Origin of the sequence: Hymenobacter sp. J193 (assembly GCF_024700075.1) — a bacterium.
Taxonomy (GTDB): Bacteria; Bacteroidota; Bacteroidia; order Cytophagales; family Hymenobacteraceae; genus Hymenobacter.
Map to the genome: position 1 here is coordinate 30,391 of NZ_JAJONE010000003.1, position 16,703 is coordinate 47,093.

Genomic DNA, 16,703 nt, shown 5'->3' on the forward strand with positions numbered 1-16,703 from the left:
ATAGGCGTGCAAACTAGGTAGATTACAATTCAATTGATTCTATTTGCCAAGCGCCTTTTCTCAATTTTAGTAGTTTTACTCGCTGCCTGCAAGGCAGAAGTCATCATTCTTTCCCTGATGGACCGCAAAAAGCTACAACTCCTGCGTGAAAAAATAGGAGCCATTGTGCTACCTGATGCCAAGGACCGGTATGGCCGTCAATACGGTCAGGACGAAGCCCTTCAAAAAGCTCTGGCCGCGACTGCTACTACCGCGGTCGGGCTGGTGGGTAAGGCCAAGCTAGTGCGTGGTGGCAGTCATCAAAAGAAATTGGTGGAGCTGGCCGAAAAGTTGAAAGTTACGGGTAATGCCTTCAGTCACTCGCTCGTTGACATGACCACCTTGCGCACAGCCCGCACCAGTCTCCTGCGCGTTCTCAAAGCTGTCGACGACGAGAGCCGCAAAGTATTCATTGTCCATGGCCGCGACGACGCCATGCGCAAAGATGCTCAAGCAACCCTCAACCGCTTCGGCATTGATGGTATCGTTCTCTTTGAGGAAATCAATGAGGGCCAAACCATTATCGAAAAGTTTGACCGCGAAGCTCGTGCCTGTGGCTACGCCGTCGTCCTTTTCAGTCCCGACGATTTGGGCGGCATCCGCGTTGGCAAAACTGCACCCAAGCTTTCGCCCCGTGCCCGCCAGAACGTTGTACTTGAGCTTGGCTACTTCGTTGCCCTGCTCGGCCGCAAAAACGTCTTTGTACTCGTTGCCGGTTCCGGCCTCGAGCAACCTAGCGACTTCCATGGCGTTGTCTACGAAACCTATGACAAGGCCGGCGCATGGAAGCGTCGCCTTGCCAATGAGCTGTCCGGCGTCGGGTTTTACATTGATCCCGCTGTCTTAAAAAAGTTGTAGACTCAGTTGTATTAGGCTTTTTTAACTACGGTGTTACCCGTAATCACGCCAACGAGGTAGCATGTTTATTGGCTTTGTAACAATCTAAAATCATGATTTGCATTTATTGCATGAGCATAATAGCACAGTTGATAGCGTTATGATTGGCCTAATTCCTGAATTTGTCGTACCTTTGTTTTAACAGTACTCGCCACGCTTCTCGTCAGAACAGCGTACCAGGGCGAGTCTTTTTTTGTCCCTATTTCAAAGTTTGGACTATTCCGATAAACTATGGACTATAACAAGCAAGCTGTTTCCATCATTGACCAAATTGCGCTACTGCGCCAACGAGGTCTTGCCATTGACGATGAAGTAGCGGCTATTCGTCACCTCAGTAACATCAGTTACTATCGTCTGGCTGGCTACTTGCTTCCGTTTCAGTCAGACAAGTCGCTACATATCTACAAGATAGGCAGCCGCTTCGAAACTGCGCTGGAATTGTACCGATTCGATCAAAAGCTACGCGTCTTGGTCTTCGATATTATCGAACGCATAGAGGTCAGCATTCGCACTCAACTTATCTACACCATGTCCATGAATCACACGCCTTGGTGGTTCGAGGATGTCACCCTTTTCACCAGCTCAGACGATCACGCCGAGGCCCTGGCTTCCATCGACGCCGAGTTATCTCGCTCCCACGAAGAATTCATCCTCGACCACAAGGCCCGCTACGGCACTGACGTCCGCCGCCCACCGGCCTGGAAAACCTTGGAAATCGTTACATTAGGCACCCTTTCCCGCTTATATGGCAACATCCGCAAGGAGCTGTCGGGTCGGGATGAAATTGCTGCTTACTTTATGGTCCCACCACAGAAGTATCTCTCGGGCTGGCTGCAAAGTATCACGCAGGTGCGCAACGTATGCGCCCACCATGCCCGGTTGTGGAACCGCACCATTGCCGCAGCGCCTAAGCGTATCAAGCGGCCCAGGCCTGAGTTGTATTATGCTCCCATCCCACAGCTAGTACAGAATAAACTTTATGCTGCGTTGTGCTGCATGAATCACTTGCTTTTCACCATCTCACCCGAGTTTGGCCTGGGCCTCCGTTTGCAGGGGCTATTTGCTATTCACCCCAACGTAGATCCCTCCGCCATGGGTTTTCCCGTCAATTGGCAGCAGGAGCCTATCTGGAGTATCCCACCGGTTATTGCACAATAGCAACAGCACCAAATGATGTCAAGCACTCACCTATAACGGTCATCGGGTCCCTTGCCATATTGCGATCCCTTAATCACGCTGGCGGCCGATTACATAAAGAAGGCAGTAGTAAGACACTCAAACAGTTAGTTAAAAGTGGCTTGTAATCTATAAGTAAGTACCTGATTTGCTATAGCAAATCAGGTACTTACTTATCCAAGTTCGGCAGTAGGCGCTTTACGCCCATGGGGTGAAATGCCTTTCCCCGCCGCGTCCGATAGCCCGATTCATTAAGCCGCGCGGCAATCTCCCGCAACGTTACGCCCGTGGCCCGCAACAACACGGCGAGTTGTGCGGCCTGCCGGTTACTCAGATTGGTCTGCGCATTGCGCTGCAGCGACACCAGCGCCTTCTCCCGCGAGGCAGCGGTTAGATTAGCTGGCGTACCAAGCTGAAATCCGCGCGCCTTCTTGGCGGCCAAGGCATCGCGCGTTCTAGTGGAAATGGCCGTCGCTTCTTTCTGGGCCACAGCCGCCAGGATGTGCAGGGTAAACTCGTCGGCGGCCGGCAGGTCCACGGCCTTGAAGCGCACGTGGCTTTCCATGAGTGTTGCGAGGAAGGCTACGTTGCGCGCCAGCCGGTCGAGCTTGGCCACGAGCAGCACGGCGCCTTCCTGCTTGGCGTATGCAATAGCGGCCTGCAGCTGGGGTCGCGCGTTCTTACGGCCGCTCTCGATTTCCACGTACTCCGCCACGATGCTCGCCTCCGTGCCGACGAAGGTCCTTACCGCGGCCTGCTGGGCTTCGAGCCCGAGGCCAGACTGGCCCTGGCGGGCGGTGCTCACGCGGAAGTAGGCGACGTAGCGCGTCATGACACCTTATATAAAGGAGTGGAAAAAGCGCAAGATAGCAGTTTGTCACATTTGTTAAACGTCCGTTTAAGATATGTGACAAAACGCAAGAAAAGAAGAATTAGGTATGCGATACCTGACAACAAACTATCGCTTGACTACATCAGGTTGCTAAAAGGTGCTCTCACCATTAGGAAGTAGTATCTTGAGCCGGCTAAGATTTTATGCGTTTAGTTGTCTATGATCCAGGTTGTACCTCGTTTAACGATTGGTCGGATACTCGGGTGGTGTATTCTTATTTTGCTACTGGCACAATCGGCTAGTGCTACGCATATCGTTGGCGGTGAGCTGGACTTGCAGCACCAAACGGGCAGTACGTATGAGGTGGTCGGGTAAATGTGGACAGAATAGGGCCTTATCTTTCGAACGTCATGAAAGACAGCCCCCAACCTAGCAAACGCCGGCGCTACGATGCCGCCTTCCGGGCCGAGGCCCTGCGCCTGGCCAGTGAAAGCCGCTCGACCCAGGCCGCGGCACGCGCCCTGGGTATTGACCCTAAACGCATTTATAAGTGGCAGAAGGAAGCGCTGACCCCAGTGGCCGCCGCTCGTGGGGCGGAACTGGACCCGGCCACCGCCGCCGAATTGCGCCAACTGCGGGCCGCCAATCGGCGGCAGGCGCAGGAACTGGAAATTTTAAAAAAAGCCATTGCCATCTTCTCACAGACACCGGACCAATGAGCCGCTACCGTTTCATCGAGGCGCAGCGGGACCAGCACCCGGTGCGGCTACTCTGCCAGCTGGTGGAAGTGCCGGCCAGCGGCTACTATGCGTGGCAACGGGCTCAACAACAGGTTGTAACTCGGCCGGAGCCGGCCTGGGAAACGGCGCTGGTCAAGGTCTTCGGGGTTCACAAGCGCTGTTATGGCACGCGCCGCCTCCAGGTAGCGCTGCGCAAAAACGGGCACCGGGTGGGGCGTCAGCGCCTGCGGGCGGCCATGCGCCGCCGGGGCCTGCACGCGCTCCAGCCGAAAGCCTTTACGCCGCGCACCACCGATTCGACCCACGGGCTGCGGTGCGCGCCGAACCGACTGCTGGACCAGCCCAAACCCACGCAGGCCAACCGGGTCTGGGTCAGCGACATCACCTACCTGCCCTTGGCCAACGGCGAGTGGGCTTACCTGTGCGCTTTTCAAGACATGGCCAGCAAGCAGGTAGTCGGCTGGCGGGTCGGAGCCACCATGCCCGAGGAACTGGTGACCAGCGCCTTACAACGGGCTTTTTGGTCCCAGCCGCCCACACCCGGCTTGCTCGTCCACTCGGACCGTGGCGGGCAGTACTGCGGCAACGCCTACCGCCAACTACTGCACGACCACCAGGCCCTGCGCTCGCAAAGCCGCCGCGGCGACTGCTACGACAACGCCCAGGCCGAAAGTCTGTGGTCGCGCCTCAAAACGGAGGTCCTGGAAGTCCGTGAGCGGCCCGTTTTTGCTGACCTGGCCGACGCGCAGACCAGCGTCGCCGACTATTTTGACTATTACAATCATGAGCGCCTGCACTCCAGCATTGACTACCAGACGCCGTATCACGCTCACCAACAGCTTCTTCAATTTAGTGCCCTAAACTGTCCAGCCTAACTGGACCACCTCAGTACCGACTTACGCTGAACTTATATTTTGATGATGTCAATGGCAGTCTAGGCGCGCTGGATGATGAGCTCACGGCTGGAATCTTTGCGAAGGGTAACAATCAGCTTATGCAGCGGGTGAGTTTACCACTTACTAGCAGCACGTTTGTCGCTTACACCAATCCAGCGTGCGAGAGCCCCTCCTTGCGCACCCGCCGCTTGGTCTATACGCTGTTGATAGAATTACCCGCTGCCACTTATACAAATGCAGCTGGATACTATGTCGCCGTAGAGCGCTGTTGCCGTAACGGAACGATTAACAACATTGAGGAGCCAGGAGGCGCGGGGCAAACCTTTTATTTGGAGTTTCCGCCCGTGGTGCGCAACGGACAACCGCTGCTTAATTCCACGCCCCAAATCTTTCCGCCCCTCAGTGATTATGCCTGTATACAGGAGCTATTCTACTTCGATTTTGGCGGTCAGGATGCGGATGGAGACTCTCTGGTGTATGATATGGTTACACCGCTGAACGGGCACGCAACCGATGCGGATGGCAAGCCTGAAACGCCTTCCCCGGCACCCTATTCCCCCATTCGTTGGTTACCCGGTTATGCTACCGACACCCAGATAAAGGGGGCTCCCGCTTTAGGTATCGACCAGCATTCCGGACGGCTAACCGTGCGGCCTGCCCAACTAGGCCTGTTCGTTTTTAGTGTTCGCTGCTCAGAATACCGCCAGGGCATCAAACTTGGGGAAGTTCGACGGGATTTTCAATTGAAAGTCCTCAATTGCCCTCCCAATCAAACCCCTGCGCTAACGGTCCACTTACCCGACTTGCGAAAGCAGTATCAGCCGGGTAAAGACACCTTGCGCCTGTCAGCCGGTGCAGACCGCTGCCTAAGCCTGCGCTTCACCGATCCTGATACGGCTACACAGCTTACCATTTCGCTGCGCCCCGTGAACTTCAAAGGCACATTGCCTTCCTTGACGCTGAAACAGGGAACCGTACATGCCCCGAATGCCCCTGATACCCTCGTCTCTCAGCTGTGTTTTCCAACGTGTATAGATACTGGGGGAAGGTGTACCTGCTAGATGTTATTGTAGCCGATAATGGCTGCAGTTTACCTCGACGCGATACCGTGCAGGTAGCGTTCATTTCTACAATGGTGCCCAACTCCGCACCTGTACTGAGCACTACCGCGCCTGCTCCCTTACGGGCTCAGCCGGGTGAACTGATAACCTTCGACGTAAACGTCCGTGATCCGAATCGGGATGCTTTTACCTTGTCTATGCATGGACAGGGGTTTCAGGCCAGTGCCGTAGGTGCGGCGCTATCACAAACGCGGACTGGCCATGAGGTCCGCGGGAGCTTCCGGTGGCGTATACCCTGCTCCGCGGTAGGGAGCTACACATTTGCCTTTGTGGGTGCTGATGCCCCCTGTGACCGTCCACAAGCGGATAGTATCCTGGTGACTATTGAGGTTGAGAACCACAATGCTCCCCCTGTGCTAACCACTACTGCCGATTCGAATCGTCCACTCGTAGTGCAGCCCGGCCAAGTGCTGCAATTCGCGCTGCTGGGCACGGATGCTGATCAGGATACCGTTAGCCTGGCTATGCAAGGACAAGGATTCCGGCCACAAGATGTAGGCGCACAGCTCAGCCAGAATAGAGCGGCTGGTGAAAACCGCGGAACCTTTCGATGGGTAGTACCTTGCCCTTCAGCGAGCAACCTGCTCTATGAGTTTACCTTTACGGCAGCCTCAACCGCCTGTGATCGAGCGCAAACGGCGAGCCTTACTATTCCGATCCGAATTGACCTTAGCAACAAGCCACCAGAGATAACGGCTAACGCCGGCACAACGCCGCTGCGAGCGCAACCGGGAGAGCTGGTGTCGTTTGATCTGCGAGCTACGGATCCGAACAACGATTTGCTCTCTCTGTCAATGGCAGGGATAGGGTTTACGGCTACCAGCGTTGCGGCCGAGCTTACGCAGACGACTACTGGCAATGTACAGCAAGGGCATTTCACTTGGCGGGTACCTTGCCCGCAAGAAGGTAAATCCTTGTATGAATTTGAGTTCACGGCTAAAGATGCCCCTTGTGGCGAGCCAAAAACCAGTATCCTACGGGTGGCTATTCAAATTGTCAACCCTAATAGCGCTCCACAGCTGACTTCGTCTCTGTTTGCCGGGAGTACAACGCCTCTTCCACTACAGCAATTGCCCGGTTCTGTACTAGAGGCGAAGATCGAAGGAACTGATGTTGATAAGAACGCCCTAGTGCTCACGGCACGTGGCGTAGGATTTGAGCTGGCGGCTGCTGGGATGAGCTTCGAGCCTCACAATGGGCAAGGGCGAGCTACTGGAATATTCCGGTGGAATGCGAGTTGTACGGTGACAGCGCCACATGGCTACGAGGTTCTCTTTGAGTTGCAGGAAACGACGTGTAACCCACAGCCTCAACGTAGGACCGTGCGCTTTGAAGTGCAAAACCCAGAGGCAATAGCCTTTACACCTCCCAATATCTTCACGCCAAACAATGATGGACTGAATGATGCCTTTGAATTACCTGACTTGCCACCGGACTACTGTACTCAACGGTTCGCAGGTATCAAGGTATTCAACCGTTGGGGCAAGCAGGTATACAATTCCACTCAGCGGGATTTCCGTTGGGATGGCAGTGGCTTGCCAGGTGGTGTGTACTTCTACCTGATTGAATACTCCAATCAGCGGCAGTATAAGGGGTATATTACGATTGCCTACTGAGTCAGCGGTGTCTAAATCAGGTTTGCTTAAGCACGCTCTAAAAAAGATGCTAACAACCGTTTACCTTTATTGCTTAACTACCTAACTACCCCTCCATGAAAACGCATTATGCCGTGCCGCTTTTACTGAGCGTCCTTTCGCTTCAACAATGTGGCAGTAAATCAAAAGAACAGGCGCAGCCGTCTATCCCAGCTAATACCGCTACCGTCGATGTAGAGGGGAAACCATTTGATAGTACAGCAGCCACAGCTACCGCAGTCGTTCGACCCGCCTCTAAAGAGTTATTGGTCACCTTTAATGCGACGAATGGCTCACGCGTCGTCGTGCGGTTGACTGACTTCAACAGCCGCACTGGCCGCTTCACCATCACCGATCCGGCTTCTGCAGATGGGCCGTATTATACAGAAATGGTGAATAACCGAGCCTTGTACTTTGATCCGCGTAACTGCTCTTCCCAGAACCGGATGGTTGAGATCATCGCGTTCGACAGTCAACGCAAAACCATTAGTGGAACATTCAGCGGCACCGTCTGCAGTCCGGGCAGTAACACCCGCTCAGTTGCCTTAACCAACGGGAAATTTAACTTGACCTATACAGTACAATAAGTAGAAAAGGTACTGGGACTGATGTCCCAGTACCTTTTCTACTTATTGTACTTGAGGTGGTCGGGTAAATCTGGACAGAATAGGGTCTTAACTTTCGCACGTCATGAAAGACCGTCCTCAACCCACTAAACGTCGGCGCTACGATGCCGCCTTCCGCGCCGAGGCCCTGCGCCTAGCCAGTGAAAGCCGCTCGACCCAGGCTGCGGCGCGTGCCCTCAACATCGACCCCAAACGTATTTACAAGTGGCAGAAAGAAGCCCTTACCCCCGTGGCGGCGGCCCGTGGGGCGGAGCTCGACCCGGCCACGGCGGCGGAGTTGCGCCAACTGCGCGCCGCCAATCGGCGGCAGGCGCAGGAGTTGGAAATTTTAAAAAAAGCCATTGCCATCTTCTCACAGACACCCAACCAATGAGCCGTTACCGCTTTATCGAAGCGCAGCGGGGGCACCACTCCGTGCGCCTGCTCTGCCAGTTGGTGCAAGTACCTGTCAGTGGCTATTACGCATGGCAACAAGCTCAGCAGCAAGTAGTAAATCAGTCAGAGCCCGCTTGGGAAACGGCGTTGGTTAAGGCATTTGGGGTGCATAAACGCTGCTATGGTACGCGTCGACTGCGCGTTGAACTGCGCCGCAAGGGCTACCGCGTCGGGCGGCAGCGGCTCCGCACGGCGATGCGCCGGCGGGGACTGAAGGCGCTGCAACCCAAGGCCTTCACCCCGCGCACGACCGACTCCACCCACGGGCTGCGGTGCGCCCCCAACCGGCTGCTCGACCAGCCCAAGCCTACGCAGGCCAATCGGGTCTGGGTCAGCGACATCACGTACCTTCCCCTGGCCAACGGCGACTGGGCCTACCTGTGCGCTTACCAAGATATGGTCAGCAAACAGGTGGTGGGCTGGCAAGTGGGCGCCTCTATGCCCGAAGAATTGATTACCAGCGCCTTGCAGCGCGCTTTTTGGGCGCAGCCGCCCACGCCAGGCCTCGTCGTCCACTCTGACCGAGGCGGGCAGTACTGCGGCAACGCCTACCGACAGTTGCTACGCGACCACGAGGCAGTGCGCTCGCAGAGCCGCCGCGGCGACTGCTATGACAACGCGCAGGCCGAAAGCCTCTGGTCACGCCTCAAAACCGAAGTACTCGAAGTCCGAGAGCGGCCCGTTTTTGCCGATTTAGCGGACGCGCAAGCCAGCGTAGCCGACTATTTTGACTACTACAATCACGAGCGCCTACACTCCAGCATTGATTATCAGACACCGTATCACGCTCATCAACAGCTCCTTCAACTTAGTGCCCTAAACTGTCCAGCGTAATCGGACCACCTCAGGCGTACCCTATTGAAAGGGCAGAGTGAGCACTGTCCTGCGTGGGCTGCCTACCTCCCCCCGTGCTGAGGTCGAACGAGTATCACTGAATCGATGGCCAAGGTACCACACCATTGCCGATTCGAGGCAGGTCGCGCAGTAGGACAGGGATGCAGCGAGAACACCATCCACGGCGTCTCTGGAGCCGATAACAGCGTCGTATCAAGTGGGAAGGATCGGGGCACGGAAAGGGTATCGCCTGGCAGCAACGCGACGAGCGGCCGCGCAGGCCGAAGGCTGGTCGAGTCCAACCACATTATCGCCGAATGGTAGCCCTGTGGTCGGCGGCGCAGGTACACCAGGGCCCTGGGATTGAAGCAGACCGTGTCAGTCGACGCATTCGTAAAGCGAAAGGAAAGAGAGATGGAATCGCCCTGCGTGACGAGGCGCGTTGCAGGCACTGTTAGGCGAACAGCGCGCGCGAGGGGATACGGATTCGAAGGAGCACGCCTCACGGGCGAACACGCTAGGAGCAGTCCCAGGGCGGCGAATTCTATCCTTGTCTTTCGGTAAGCAGTTAGTCTGTGACGAATAGGAGGCGGCTGAGTAGCGACGGGCATAATAGAGAGGTATCGTAACCGAAAAATACTAAACGTTTACGCCCGCTTAACCAAGCCAAAATTTACCACTTTTCCGAGGCCCTGGGTATACCTTACTTTATGTTAAGAGATAAAATTCAGATAAGGGAGTCGCTTTCTAGAAGCGCTCAGCACGGAAAAAGTACTGTTTACTACTAAAGGGGCACGTATCCTGGTTGGTTAGGCTGGCGGGCGCGTCCATATAATTCTTGAGGAAGAGAGTTAGCTAGGGGACGAGACTTGAGAAGCCCGTACTCATACTTGTAAGTTGGGTCATCTAAGTCAAAAAAGTCGCCAGGATAGACCCCGTCTTGGAGCATGAACGACATGGTAGCACTGATTTCAATCAGGCCTGACCCTCGAGCACCTAAAAATTCTAAATGCTCAACATTGGCGAGAGACGTTTCAAATTGAGGACGTAACTCCAAGTTTTTGGTATAGAGTGTGGCACCAGGCCGGGGTTGCTGATAAATCACCATACGGTCCGCAATAGTCGATTCGTCAACCCGCAAATCAGGTAACTCGTCATCCTCAGGCAGTAGTGGCAATGCTCCTACGATAGACCAGAATCCATGCCTAAGGGTGGGGAGCCGGCCTGCAAGTAGGATGGGTTGCATCAGGTAGGTATGCAGGAGAGCCGCGTCAATAGGTTCATCGACCAACGAACGGTAATCAAAAATCTTGATGAGGTCTGGATAGGACTGGTTGCCTTGTACACCAATGACATTAACATATTTCGCGTAAGCGAAGCCCCAGTTGTGGTATAGTGGTATCCGTAAAATGTGCCCAGACTTAAGCCGTTTCGCCATATTGTCTTTTAGTAGTCAATTTATGATAAATAGAAGCCAAACATAAGGCTACTTATTGAGGCTGTCCGAGAAGTCGTTTTATGATAAGTATGAATAATCGTAAACGGACTTATTAAGACTAGACTGAAATTATCAGCCAATTCATAGGTGAACTAAGTGAAAGGGCAACTGGGAAAAAGGCCGCTGGAGCCCACAGCTTATCCAACGGCCTTTTTCTCGTGCTATGGCAGTGCGCCCGGTTAGGATTTTGCCAGCCAGTTGCAGAGCATCAGCCCAAACAAGGCCAACGCGGTGCAGAAAAAGCGGAAGTCTATCTCCTGCCTCCATAATGCCGCCCGTTCCTGGCGGGTGAAGGGGTCGAAAGGCAGGTTTCGCCGCCGTTCCATCAGGGCGCGGCCATACTGGTAGAGGTAATAGCCAGCCGTGGGTATGCCGCCCAGCAACAGGCCCCAGCCCAGCAGCACAAACATGTCATATGTATTCATCAGGGTGCAGGAATAAGTGAAAAAATGCAGCAGCAGTAAGGGCTAGCTTCGTTCACGCTCCATCAACGTGGACCCACCACCCGATTCCCGGGCTACGTCACGCGCGCCCTGCAGGCGGGCGCCCCGGTCTTCCCCATTTTCCTTCACCTGGATACCACTGCTGTTGGCGGCCTTGTCCAAGGTGTCGTTGATGTGCTGGATGTTGGGCGTTTTGGTATGGTAGCTCACCGGCATCTCGACGTGGTTGCCGACTACTTTGGCCTCGCCGACGATGGCCCCTCCCTTACTCAGCTCGCCGCCGATGGTCTCGGCGCGGGCCTTGCCCTTCTCGGGCGTATCATCAATTGAAATCACGGCCTGGTTGAACTTGCCGGTGCGCGTTTCCAGCTCCGGCCCCGGCTGCTGGGGCTTCTGTTCCTTTACCTCGATGCCTTCGCTCTTCGCGGCCGTATCAAGCACTTTGTTTACGCGCTCCAGCTGCTCCTGCTGGGTTTGGTAGGAATAGCGGATGGCAGTACCGGGAACACCGTCGCTCCGTTCCCCCCTGCCCCGACTTGCGCCCCGGCTTTCTGCAGGGCCTCGCGCACGGTGGCCGAGCGCGTGCGCTCCTCCTCCGTGTCGCTTACCAGCACCACCCCTTGCCGCCAATTGCCCGGGCCATGGGGCGGGCCGGCCGCGTAGGCCGATGCAGCCGCAACCGTTGTGCCACTGATGGCCGGTACTTCACCCCCGTACAGGCGTTGCCGCTCCCGCTGCTGCGTCATGGATTCCTCCAGGTTAATTCCGGGTTGGCGGCCTGCTGTTTCCAAAGTCTGGGCTATGCCGGCGCTCTGTGGGCCCAGCGGATAGCTCGCCGTGAAATGCTGGCGGCTCAGGTCCTGCCCGCTCTCGCGCTTTTGCAACTCGCTGACGATGGCCCCCTGTTGCTGCAGATCCTGACGCAGCTGCTGGGCGCGTTGCTGCAGGCCTTCCTCAACGATACTGATGCCGACTGTCCGGAACGGCTGCTCGCTCACGCTGGTCGTCGTGGCCACGGCCGGCTGAGGTGCTGGCGCGGGTTCATTGGCCCGTTCCGGGGTGCGCACGGCGGGGGCTGCCTCTACGGCCCGCTCAGCGCCTGGGACCGGGGTGCTTGCCTGCTGTGGCCCGGTTACCTCGCGGGCCGCGCGGTGGGTTTCTATTACCTCCAGCACTTTGTCCTGCGGCACGGCGGCGGGATGGTAGCTGACGACCATTTCGCGGCCACCAGCCCCATCGGGCAGGGTACCGCCTACCTGCGCTCCTACTTTTACCAATTGCGCCGCCACCGGTGCCAGCTCATCATCGCGCCGGTCCCGCAATACCTGCGTTTTCCAGCCTTCCGCCGGATAGTAATCGCGGCTTTGTTGCCCCACGCTGGCTGGACCAGTGCCCTGTTGCCCGGCAACGGCGGCCTCGCGGCCTGGGTCCTTGGGGTGGATTGCCTCCGGGGCGAAGTTCAGGGAAACGCCGGGTTCGCGCTGGCGCCGCTCCAACTCCCAGCTACGTTCCATGGCCTGGCCACCCCGTTCCTTGTAGAGTACTGTATCGGCTTGCTGCGCGGCCCGTAGCTGCTCCTGTATCTGGGGTAGCTCGGGCTGGTCGATGCGGTAGCCCACCATGATGCGCAGCTGCTCGCGGCCGGCTAGGTCGCGGTGTGGTTCCACGGCCGTAACAGACGCCCCGGCTTGCTCAAAGTCCTTGCGCATCACCCGCAACTTATCCTCGTTGTGGCCGGCTGCCGACATATTGATTTCGGCATAGCGGTAAGGGTGCTCCACGGCCGGGGAGCGCTGCTGCTCGGTGGCCAGGTCGAATGCTGGCGCTTTTGACGCCCCTACTTCCGGCTGTCCCCGCCGCTCCAACTCCAGCAGGCGCTCGGCTGACAGGCCGGGTTGCTCATTGACGCGAAGCTGGCCCTCCTTCTGCGTTTCCGACAAAAGCCGGTGGATCTGCGGCAGCTCCGTCTGGTCCAGGCGGTAGGCGACCATCGCCGTCTGTACGCCACTGCCCGGCTCCTGCTGCAGCGGGCTGGGGGTCGCGCCGGCCCGCTCCAACTGCCGCACTGATTCCTGCAGACGCTGCGCATTTTCCGCACCACTACCAGCCTCCAACTGCACAAAACGAACCGGATGCGAAGCATCGGGCGTGTGCATACTGCGCGGCACTTCCTCGTAGCTTGGGGCTTTAGTTCCGGCTCCCTCCATTGCTTTTTCCCGGAAAATTTGGTCCAGGCCTTCCATGGGGTGCATACCTCCTCCCGGCTGCTGGCGCTGCTGCGCGGCCGCTGCGGCTAGTAGCCCCGAAGTCAACTGCCGGTCGGCTTCCTCCCGAGCGCGCTGGGCCTCCGGTGTGTTAGCCTGCCGCTCCCGCTCCGCTTGCTGCCGAGCCGTTTCCTGCTCGGCCTGCTGCCGGCGTAGCTCCGCCTGTCGCTCCCGTTCAGCGTTGGCCAGGGCTTCGCGGGCCTGCTGCTGCCGGGCTCCTTCTTCCAGCTCTACCCCGGGGCTGCGTTTGAGCGCATCCAGCACGTTTCCGATGCCCAGGGGATTCTGCTCCGTTTGATAAGCAATGCGTAGCTCCTCGCGCACGAAGCCCGCCGGCGCTTCGACGCGCTGCTGCCCCTGAATGAGGACGCCATTAGCGCGCAGATCATCCAGGATCTGTGGGGTACGCGTAGCCGCGTCCTGGGCCTCTGTCAGGCGGACCAGGCCAGCAGCCCACCCACCGGCTTCCCCAACGCTTACGCGGCGTTCCACATCGTAGCGGTTGCCGCCATTTTCACTCATTTGCCGGGTAGCTTCGCTGATGGCGCCCAGGCGGGGGTCCTGTAAATGAAAGCTAACCAGCTGCGTCTGCTCACCCTGGCTCTGCCCCGCCAACGGCACGATAACCCCCCGCTTTTCGCACCACATCGGCCTGCTCCCGCAGCTCGGGGCTGCCACTTGGAGCCGCGCTGGTCACGGCGTAGGTTACCCATTCGGTACTGCTGGATGGATACGTTGGGCGCAGCGAGTTTACCGCCCTGCCGGCAGCCTGTTCTTCCTGGCTGAATACGGCGGCCCCCGCCTGGCGCACCTGCCGGGCCTGCGCGGGCTCCTCGACCATCACGCCGGGACTGCGCTCAGCAGCCCGCAGTACGGCTTCTACGCCTGCAGCCGCCTGGCCGGGTGCCGGATCGTATTTGAAATCTATCCGTCGCTCCATGATTCCTGGAGCAACTTCGCGCTGCACGATGTTGCCCACGCCGGCGCCTTCCGCTTTCAGATCTTTCCATACCGGTACCGCCCGGTTTTCTCCCCCGGCTTTTTCATCGAGTACGATTACAGCGCCTCGCTGCACACCACTTCCCCTAGTTCCTGAACCGTCTGGTAGCGCTCATGCATTGACTTGTCCGCCTGCTGCACGGCTAGCACCAACGGCCCTGGCTGCCCTTTTTCCTGCAGGGCTGGCAATTTCTCCGCTATCGCTATCGCCCCATTCAGGTTTTCGCGGTCAAGGCCCCGCAAAGGCATAATATCCCGCTCCAGTACATTCCGGCTTATTTCGCTTAATCGGGCCGCCTGCAGGGGAATTCCTTGCTCTTCGAGGCCTTTGCTTAACTCCTTCGTAGCTGCGCTGAAAACCGCTTTACTTTCGGCCAACTGGCGCTCCGGCAGCTCTACTGGCTTAACGGCAGGGGCGTTTGTTAGCTGCCGACGCTCCTGCGCGTGCGCCTCGGTTTCGGTCAGCGTGACGCCGGGGGCGCGGCTGATAATTTCCAGCTGGGTGCTGATTGCCTTGCGTTGTGGATCGGGGTCGGTCACCAGGTACTGCGCCTGCAGGTGCGTGGTGCGCACACCGCTGGCTTGGTCAATTTCCTGTTTCCGGTCAAGGATTGATAGGCCAGCCTTACGAAGGTCCTGCTCAATCTGGCCGGCTGCTCCGCCCCCATTCTGCCGCTGGCCTTGTTCGACAATCTCCAGCATCAAGGGGCGCTCGATGGGCGAAACGCTAGCCTGCTGGGCAGTCACCCCTTTGTCGAATCCGGCCTGCTCGCGGGCGCGCTGCATCCGCTGTTCCGTTTGCTGATCGGTCAGGTCCTGGTTATAATCCTTACTCAGGGCCGCTTCCCACTTAAAAAACCCAGGCGGTGTACGCTGCGCTTCCGGCATGCCCGCTTCACGCTGGGCGTGCAGCTCCTGCACCAAACCGCGCAGCTGTGGCAGTTGGTCGTTGGTCACCGTCACGCGGGCTACAGTCTGGTCGCTGCCCATGCGGACCACTTCCAGCGACGCGGCTTGCTCTCCCCCTTCCTTGCGCCAGCCGTCAACCTTTTCCTGCAGGCTGGCCACGGCCGCCCTCCCCTCGCGCTGGCGCTCGGTTTCAAAGGTGACTTTCAAATCCGTGTGATACTCGCCCCCGCGCTGGGCCCGCCAAGTAACGTTGCCGCGCTGCTGCTCGGGCGTTTCACTACCTGTTTCCAGGGCCACGTTTTGCCGCGGTGCCCGGAAGTCGTTCATGTAGTTAAGGTTGAAGCGCACCCCGGCCGCATCGTTATCGTTGGCCAGCACCACCTCTTTCGGCTGCTGCCGGTCGATGACCTTTTGCATCAACTCCACCTGCCGCTGCGAGACGGTGCCGCTGCTGGTGATGTACATGGTACTTGGCCCTGATCCGCCTGGCTGCTCCAGCTGGTACTTGCTCATGGCGTCAATTGGGCTTTCCCCGATGACGATACGCTCTACGGCGCTCCCCTTGCCCTGCGTAGGGTGGCTGACCCAGATGCCGTCGCGGGGTCCGGGCATCTGTGACTTGAAATTGTGGTTGCGCTCCTCGTAGGACGAAAACCCACCTTCATTGAGCAGCGGGAACACCGTGTTCTTATGCGGGCCGTTCTGGCCGGTAAACACGCGCCCCTGAAAGGCCGGGGCGTTGATCGTCTCGTCGCTCAGGCCCCGCTCACGCAGGTAGCTTTTATCCGTCAGGGCCGGCTGTACGCCCAGAGTCCGCTTCAGCAACTCATCTCGCCGTTCACGGGGGTCCTCCGGTAGGGAGGCATCTGGCCCGCGCTCGGCCTGGCGCGTGCGCGTCGGTTCCGGCCGCAGGGCCAGCTGCTGCCGATCCTGCTCCGGGCCGCCCTCTCCCAGGTACTGACGCAGCTGCTGCCGCGTCTGGCCTAGGTTCAGACCATCCCGGGTCTTTACAAAGTCTACTACCGAGCCGCTGTCCTTCGTGTCGTGGGCGTTCATATACACGTCACGCCCATCCTTTTTGCTGACAATCAGGATTTCCCCTCCCTTCTCCAGCTTATGCCAGGAGTCGTTACGGGCCTTGTCGGTAATGTCATACCCATAGCGGCCGGTGGCCAGGGGCACGATAGGTATTTGGTCTTTGAAGCGTTCCAGCTCCGAGTCGTCGTTTGGCCGCGGGCGGCCCCCCGTTGGTGAGTTCATGGGCAGTTGGGATGAAGAAGGAAAATGGACATTAAGTAGACAATACTACGCAATGAAGCCTCCTTTACCACGCAATTAATCTTAATTGCTGTACTGCGAT

At 57.7% G+C, this 16,703-nt stretch carries 16 protein-coding genes; 9 read left to right on the top strand and 7 right to left on the bottom strand.

Annotated features, from left to right (window positions below):
* Positions 1-33: 33 nt before the first annotated feature.
* Together LRS06_RS21605 and LRS06_RS21610 are read left to right on the top strand one after the other, a co-directional pair.
* On the top strand, positions 34-897 hold the full coding sequence (locus tag LRS06_RS21605; RefSeq protein WP_257873479.1) for a nucleotide-binding protein: 864 nt from the start codon (positions 34-36) through the stop codon (positions 895-897).
* A gap of 270 nt (positions 898-1,167) precedes the next feature.
* Complete coding sequence (locus tag LRS06_RS21610) at positions 1,168-2,094, top strand: Abi family protein (RefSeq protein ID WP_257873480.1); 927 nt, start codon at positions 1,168-1,170, stop codon at positions 2,092-2,094.
* A gap of 187 nt (positions 2,095-2,281) precedes the next feature.
* Here the strand turns inward: LRS06_RS21610 and LRS06_RS21615 are convergent, their stop codons facing one another.
* Positions 2,282-2,944: a recombinase family protein gene (locus LRS06_RS21615; protein ID WP_257873481.1), complete on the bottom strand. Its 663-nt coding sequence runs from the start codon at positions 2,942-2,944 to the stop codon at positions 2,282-2,284.
* Between the two features lie 410 nt (positions 2,945-3,354).
* On the opposite strand from LRS06_RS21615, the gene LRS06_RS21620 reads away from it, so the two are divergent.
* From LRS06_RS21620 to LRS06_RS21650, 7 genes are all read left to right on the top strand, one after another.
* Complete coding sequence (locus LRS06_RS21620; protein ID WP_257873482.1) at positions 3,355-3,663, top strand: transposase; 309 nt, start codon at positions 3,355-3,357, stop codon at positions 3,661-3,663.
* Positions 3,660-4,559 carry an IS3 family transposase gene (locus LRS06_RS21625; protein ID WP_196956052.1) on the top strand — a complete coding sequence of 300 codons (900 nt, stop codon included), beginning with the start codon at positions 3,660-3,662 and terminating at the stop codon, positions 4,557-4,559. The genes LRS06_RS21620 and LRS06_RS21625 overlap by 4 nt, the downstream gene beginning before the upstream one ends.
* A gap of 209 nt (positions 4,560-4,768) precedes the next feature.
* On the top strand, positions 4,769-5,641 hold the full coding sequence (locus LRS06_RS21630; protein ID WP_257873483.1) for a hypothetical protein: 873 nt from the start codon (positions 4,769-4,771) through the stop codon (positions 5,639-5,641).
* Between the two features lie 467 nt (positions 5,642-6,108).
* A complete protein-coding gene (locus LRS06_RS21635; RefSeq protein WP_257873484.1) occupies positions 6,109-7,317 on the top strand; it encodes a gliding motility-associated C-terminal domain-containing protein in 1,209 nt (402 codons plus the stop codon).
* Positions 7,318-7,412: 95 nt separating this feature from the next.
* The gene (locus tag LRS06_RS21640; protein WP_257873485.1) at positions 7,413-7,922 is read left to right on the top strand and encodes a hypothetical protein; all 510 of its coding nucleotides are present in this window, start codon (positions 7,413-7,415) and stop codon (positions 7,920-7,922) included.
* 103 nt (positions 7,923-8,025) lie between these two features.
* A complete protein-coding gene (locus tag LRS06_RS21645; protein WP_257873486.1) occupies positions 8,026-8,334 on the top strand; it encodes a transposase in 309 nt (102 codons plus the stop codon).
* The gene (locus LRS06_RS21650) at positions 8,331-9,230 is read left to right on the top strand and encodes an IS3 family transposase (protein WP_257873487.1); all 900 of its coding nucleotides are present in this window, start codon (positions 8,331-8,333) and stop codon (positions 9,228-9,230) included. The genes LRS06_RS21645 and LRS06_RS21650 overlap by 4 nt, the downstream gene beginning before the upstream one ends.
* A gap of 784 nt (positions 9,231-10,014) precedes the next feature.
* On the opposite strand, the gene LRS06_RS21655 is transcribed toward LRS06_RS21650, so the two are convergent.
* The 6 genes from LRS06_RS21655 to LRS06_RS21680 all read right to left on the bottom strand — a co-directional run bounded on the left by LRS06_RS21655 (position 10,015) and on the right by LRS06_RS21680 (position 16,603).
* On the bottom strand, positions 10,015-10,668 hold the full coding sequence (locus LRS06_RS21655; RefSeq protein ID WP_257873488.1) for an immunity 26/phosphotriesterase HocA family protein: 654 nt from the start codon (positions 10,666-10,668) through the stop codon (positions 10,015-10,017).
* 239 nt (positions 10,669-10,907) lie between these two features.
* The gene (locus LRS06_RS21660) at positions 10,908-11,153 is read right to left on the bottom strand and encodes a hypothetical protein (protein ID WP_257873489.1); all 246 of its coding nucleotides are present in this window, start codon (positions 11,151-11,153) and stop codon (positions 10,908-10,910) included.
* A gap of 42 nt (positions 11,154-11,195) precedes the next feature.
* A complete protein-coding gene (locus LRS06_RS21665; RefSeq protein WP_257873490.1) occupies positions 11,196-11,612 on the bottom strand; it encodes a hypothetical protein in 417 nt (138 codons plus the stop codon).
* Between the two features lie 5 nt (positions 11,613-11,617).
* The gene (locus tag LRS06_RS21670; protein WP_257873491.1) at positions 11,618-14,083 is read right to left on the bottom strand and encodes a hypothetical protein; all 2,466 of its coding nucleotides are present in this window, start codon (positions 14,081-14,083) and stop codon (positions 11,618-11,620) included.
* Positions 14,028-14,510, bottom strand: a complete 483-nt coding sequence (locus LRS06_RS21675; protein ID WP_257873492.1) for a hypothetical protein — start codon at positions 14,508-14,510, stop codon at positions 14,028-14,030. Before LRS06_RS21675 ends, LRS06_RS21670 begins: the two co-directional genes overlap by 56 nt.
* Positions 14,492-16,603 (bottom strand): DUF3991 and toprim domain-containing protein, encoded by a 2,112-nt coding sequence (locus LRS06_RS21680; protein ID WP_257873493.1) that lies wholly within the window; start codon positions 16,601-16,603, stop codon positions 14,492-14,494. Before LRS06_RS21680 ends, LRS06_RS21675 begins: the two co-directional genes overlap by 19 nt.
* Positions 16,604-16,703: the final 100 nt, after the last annotated feature.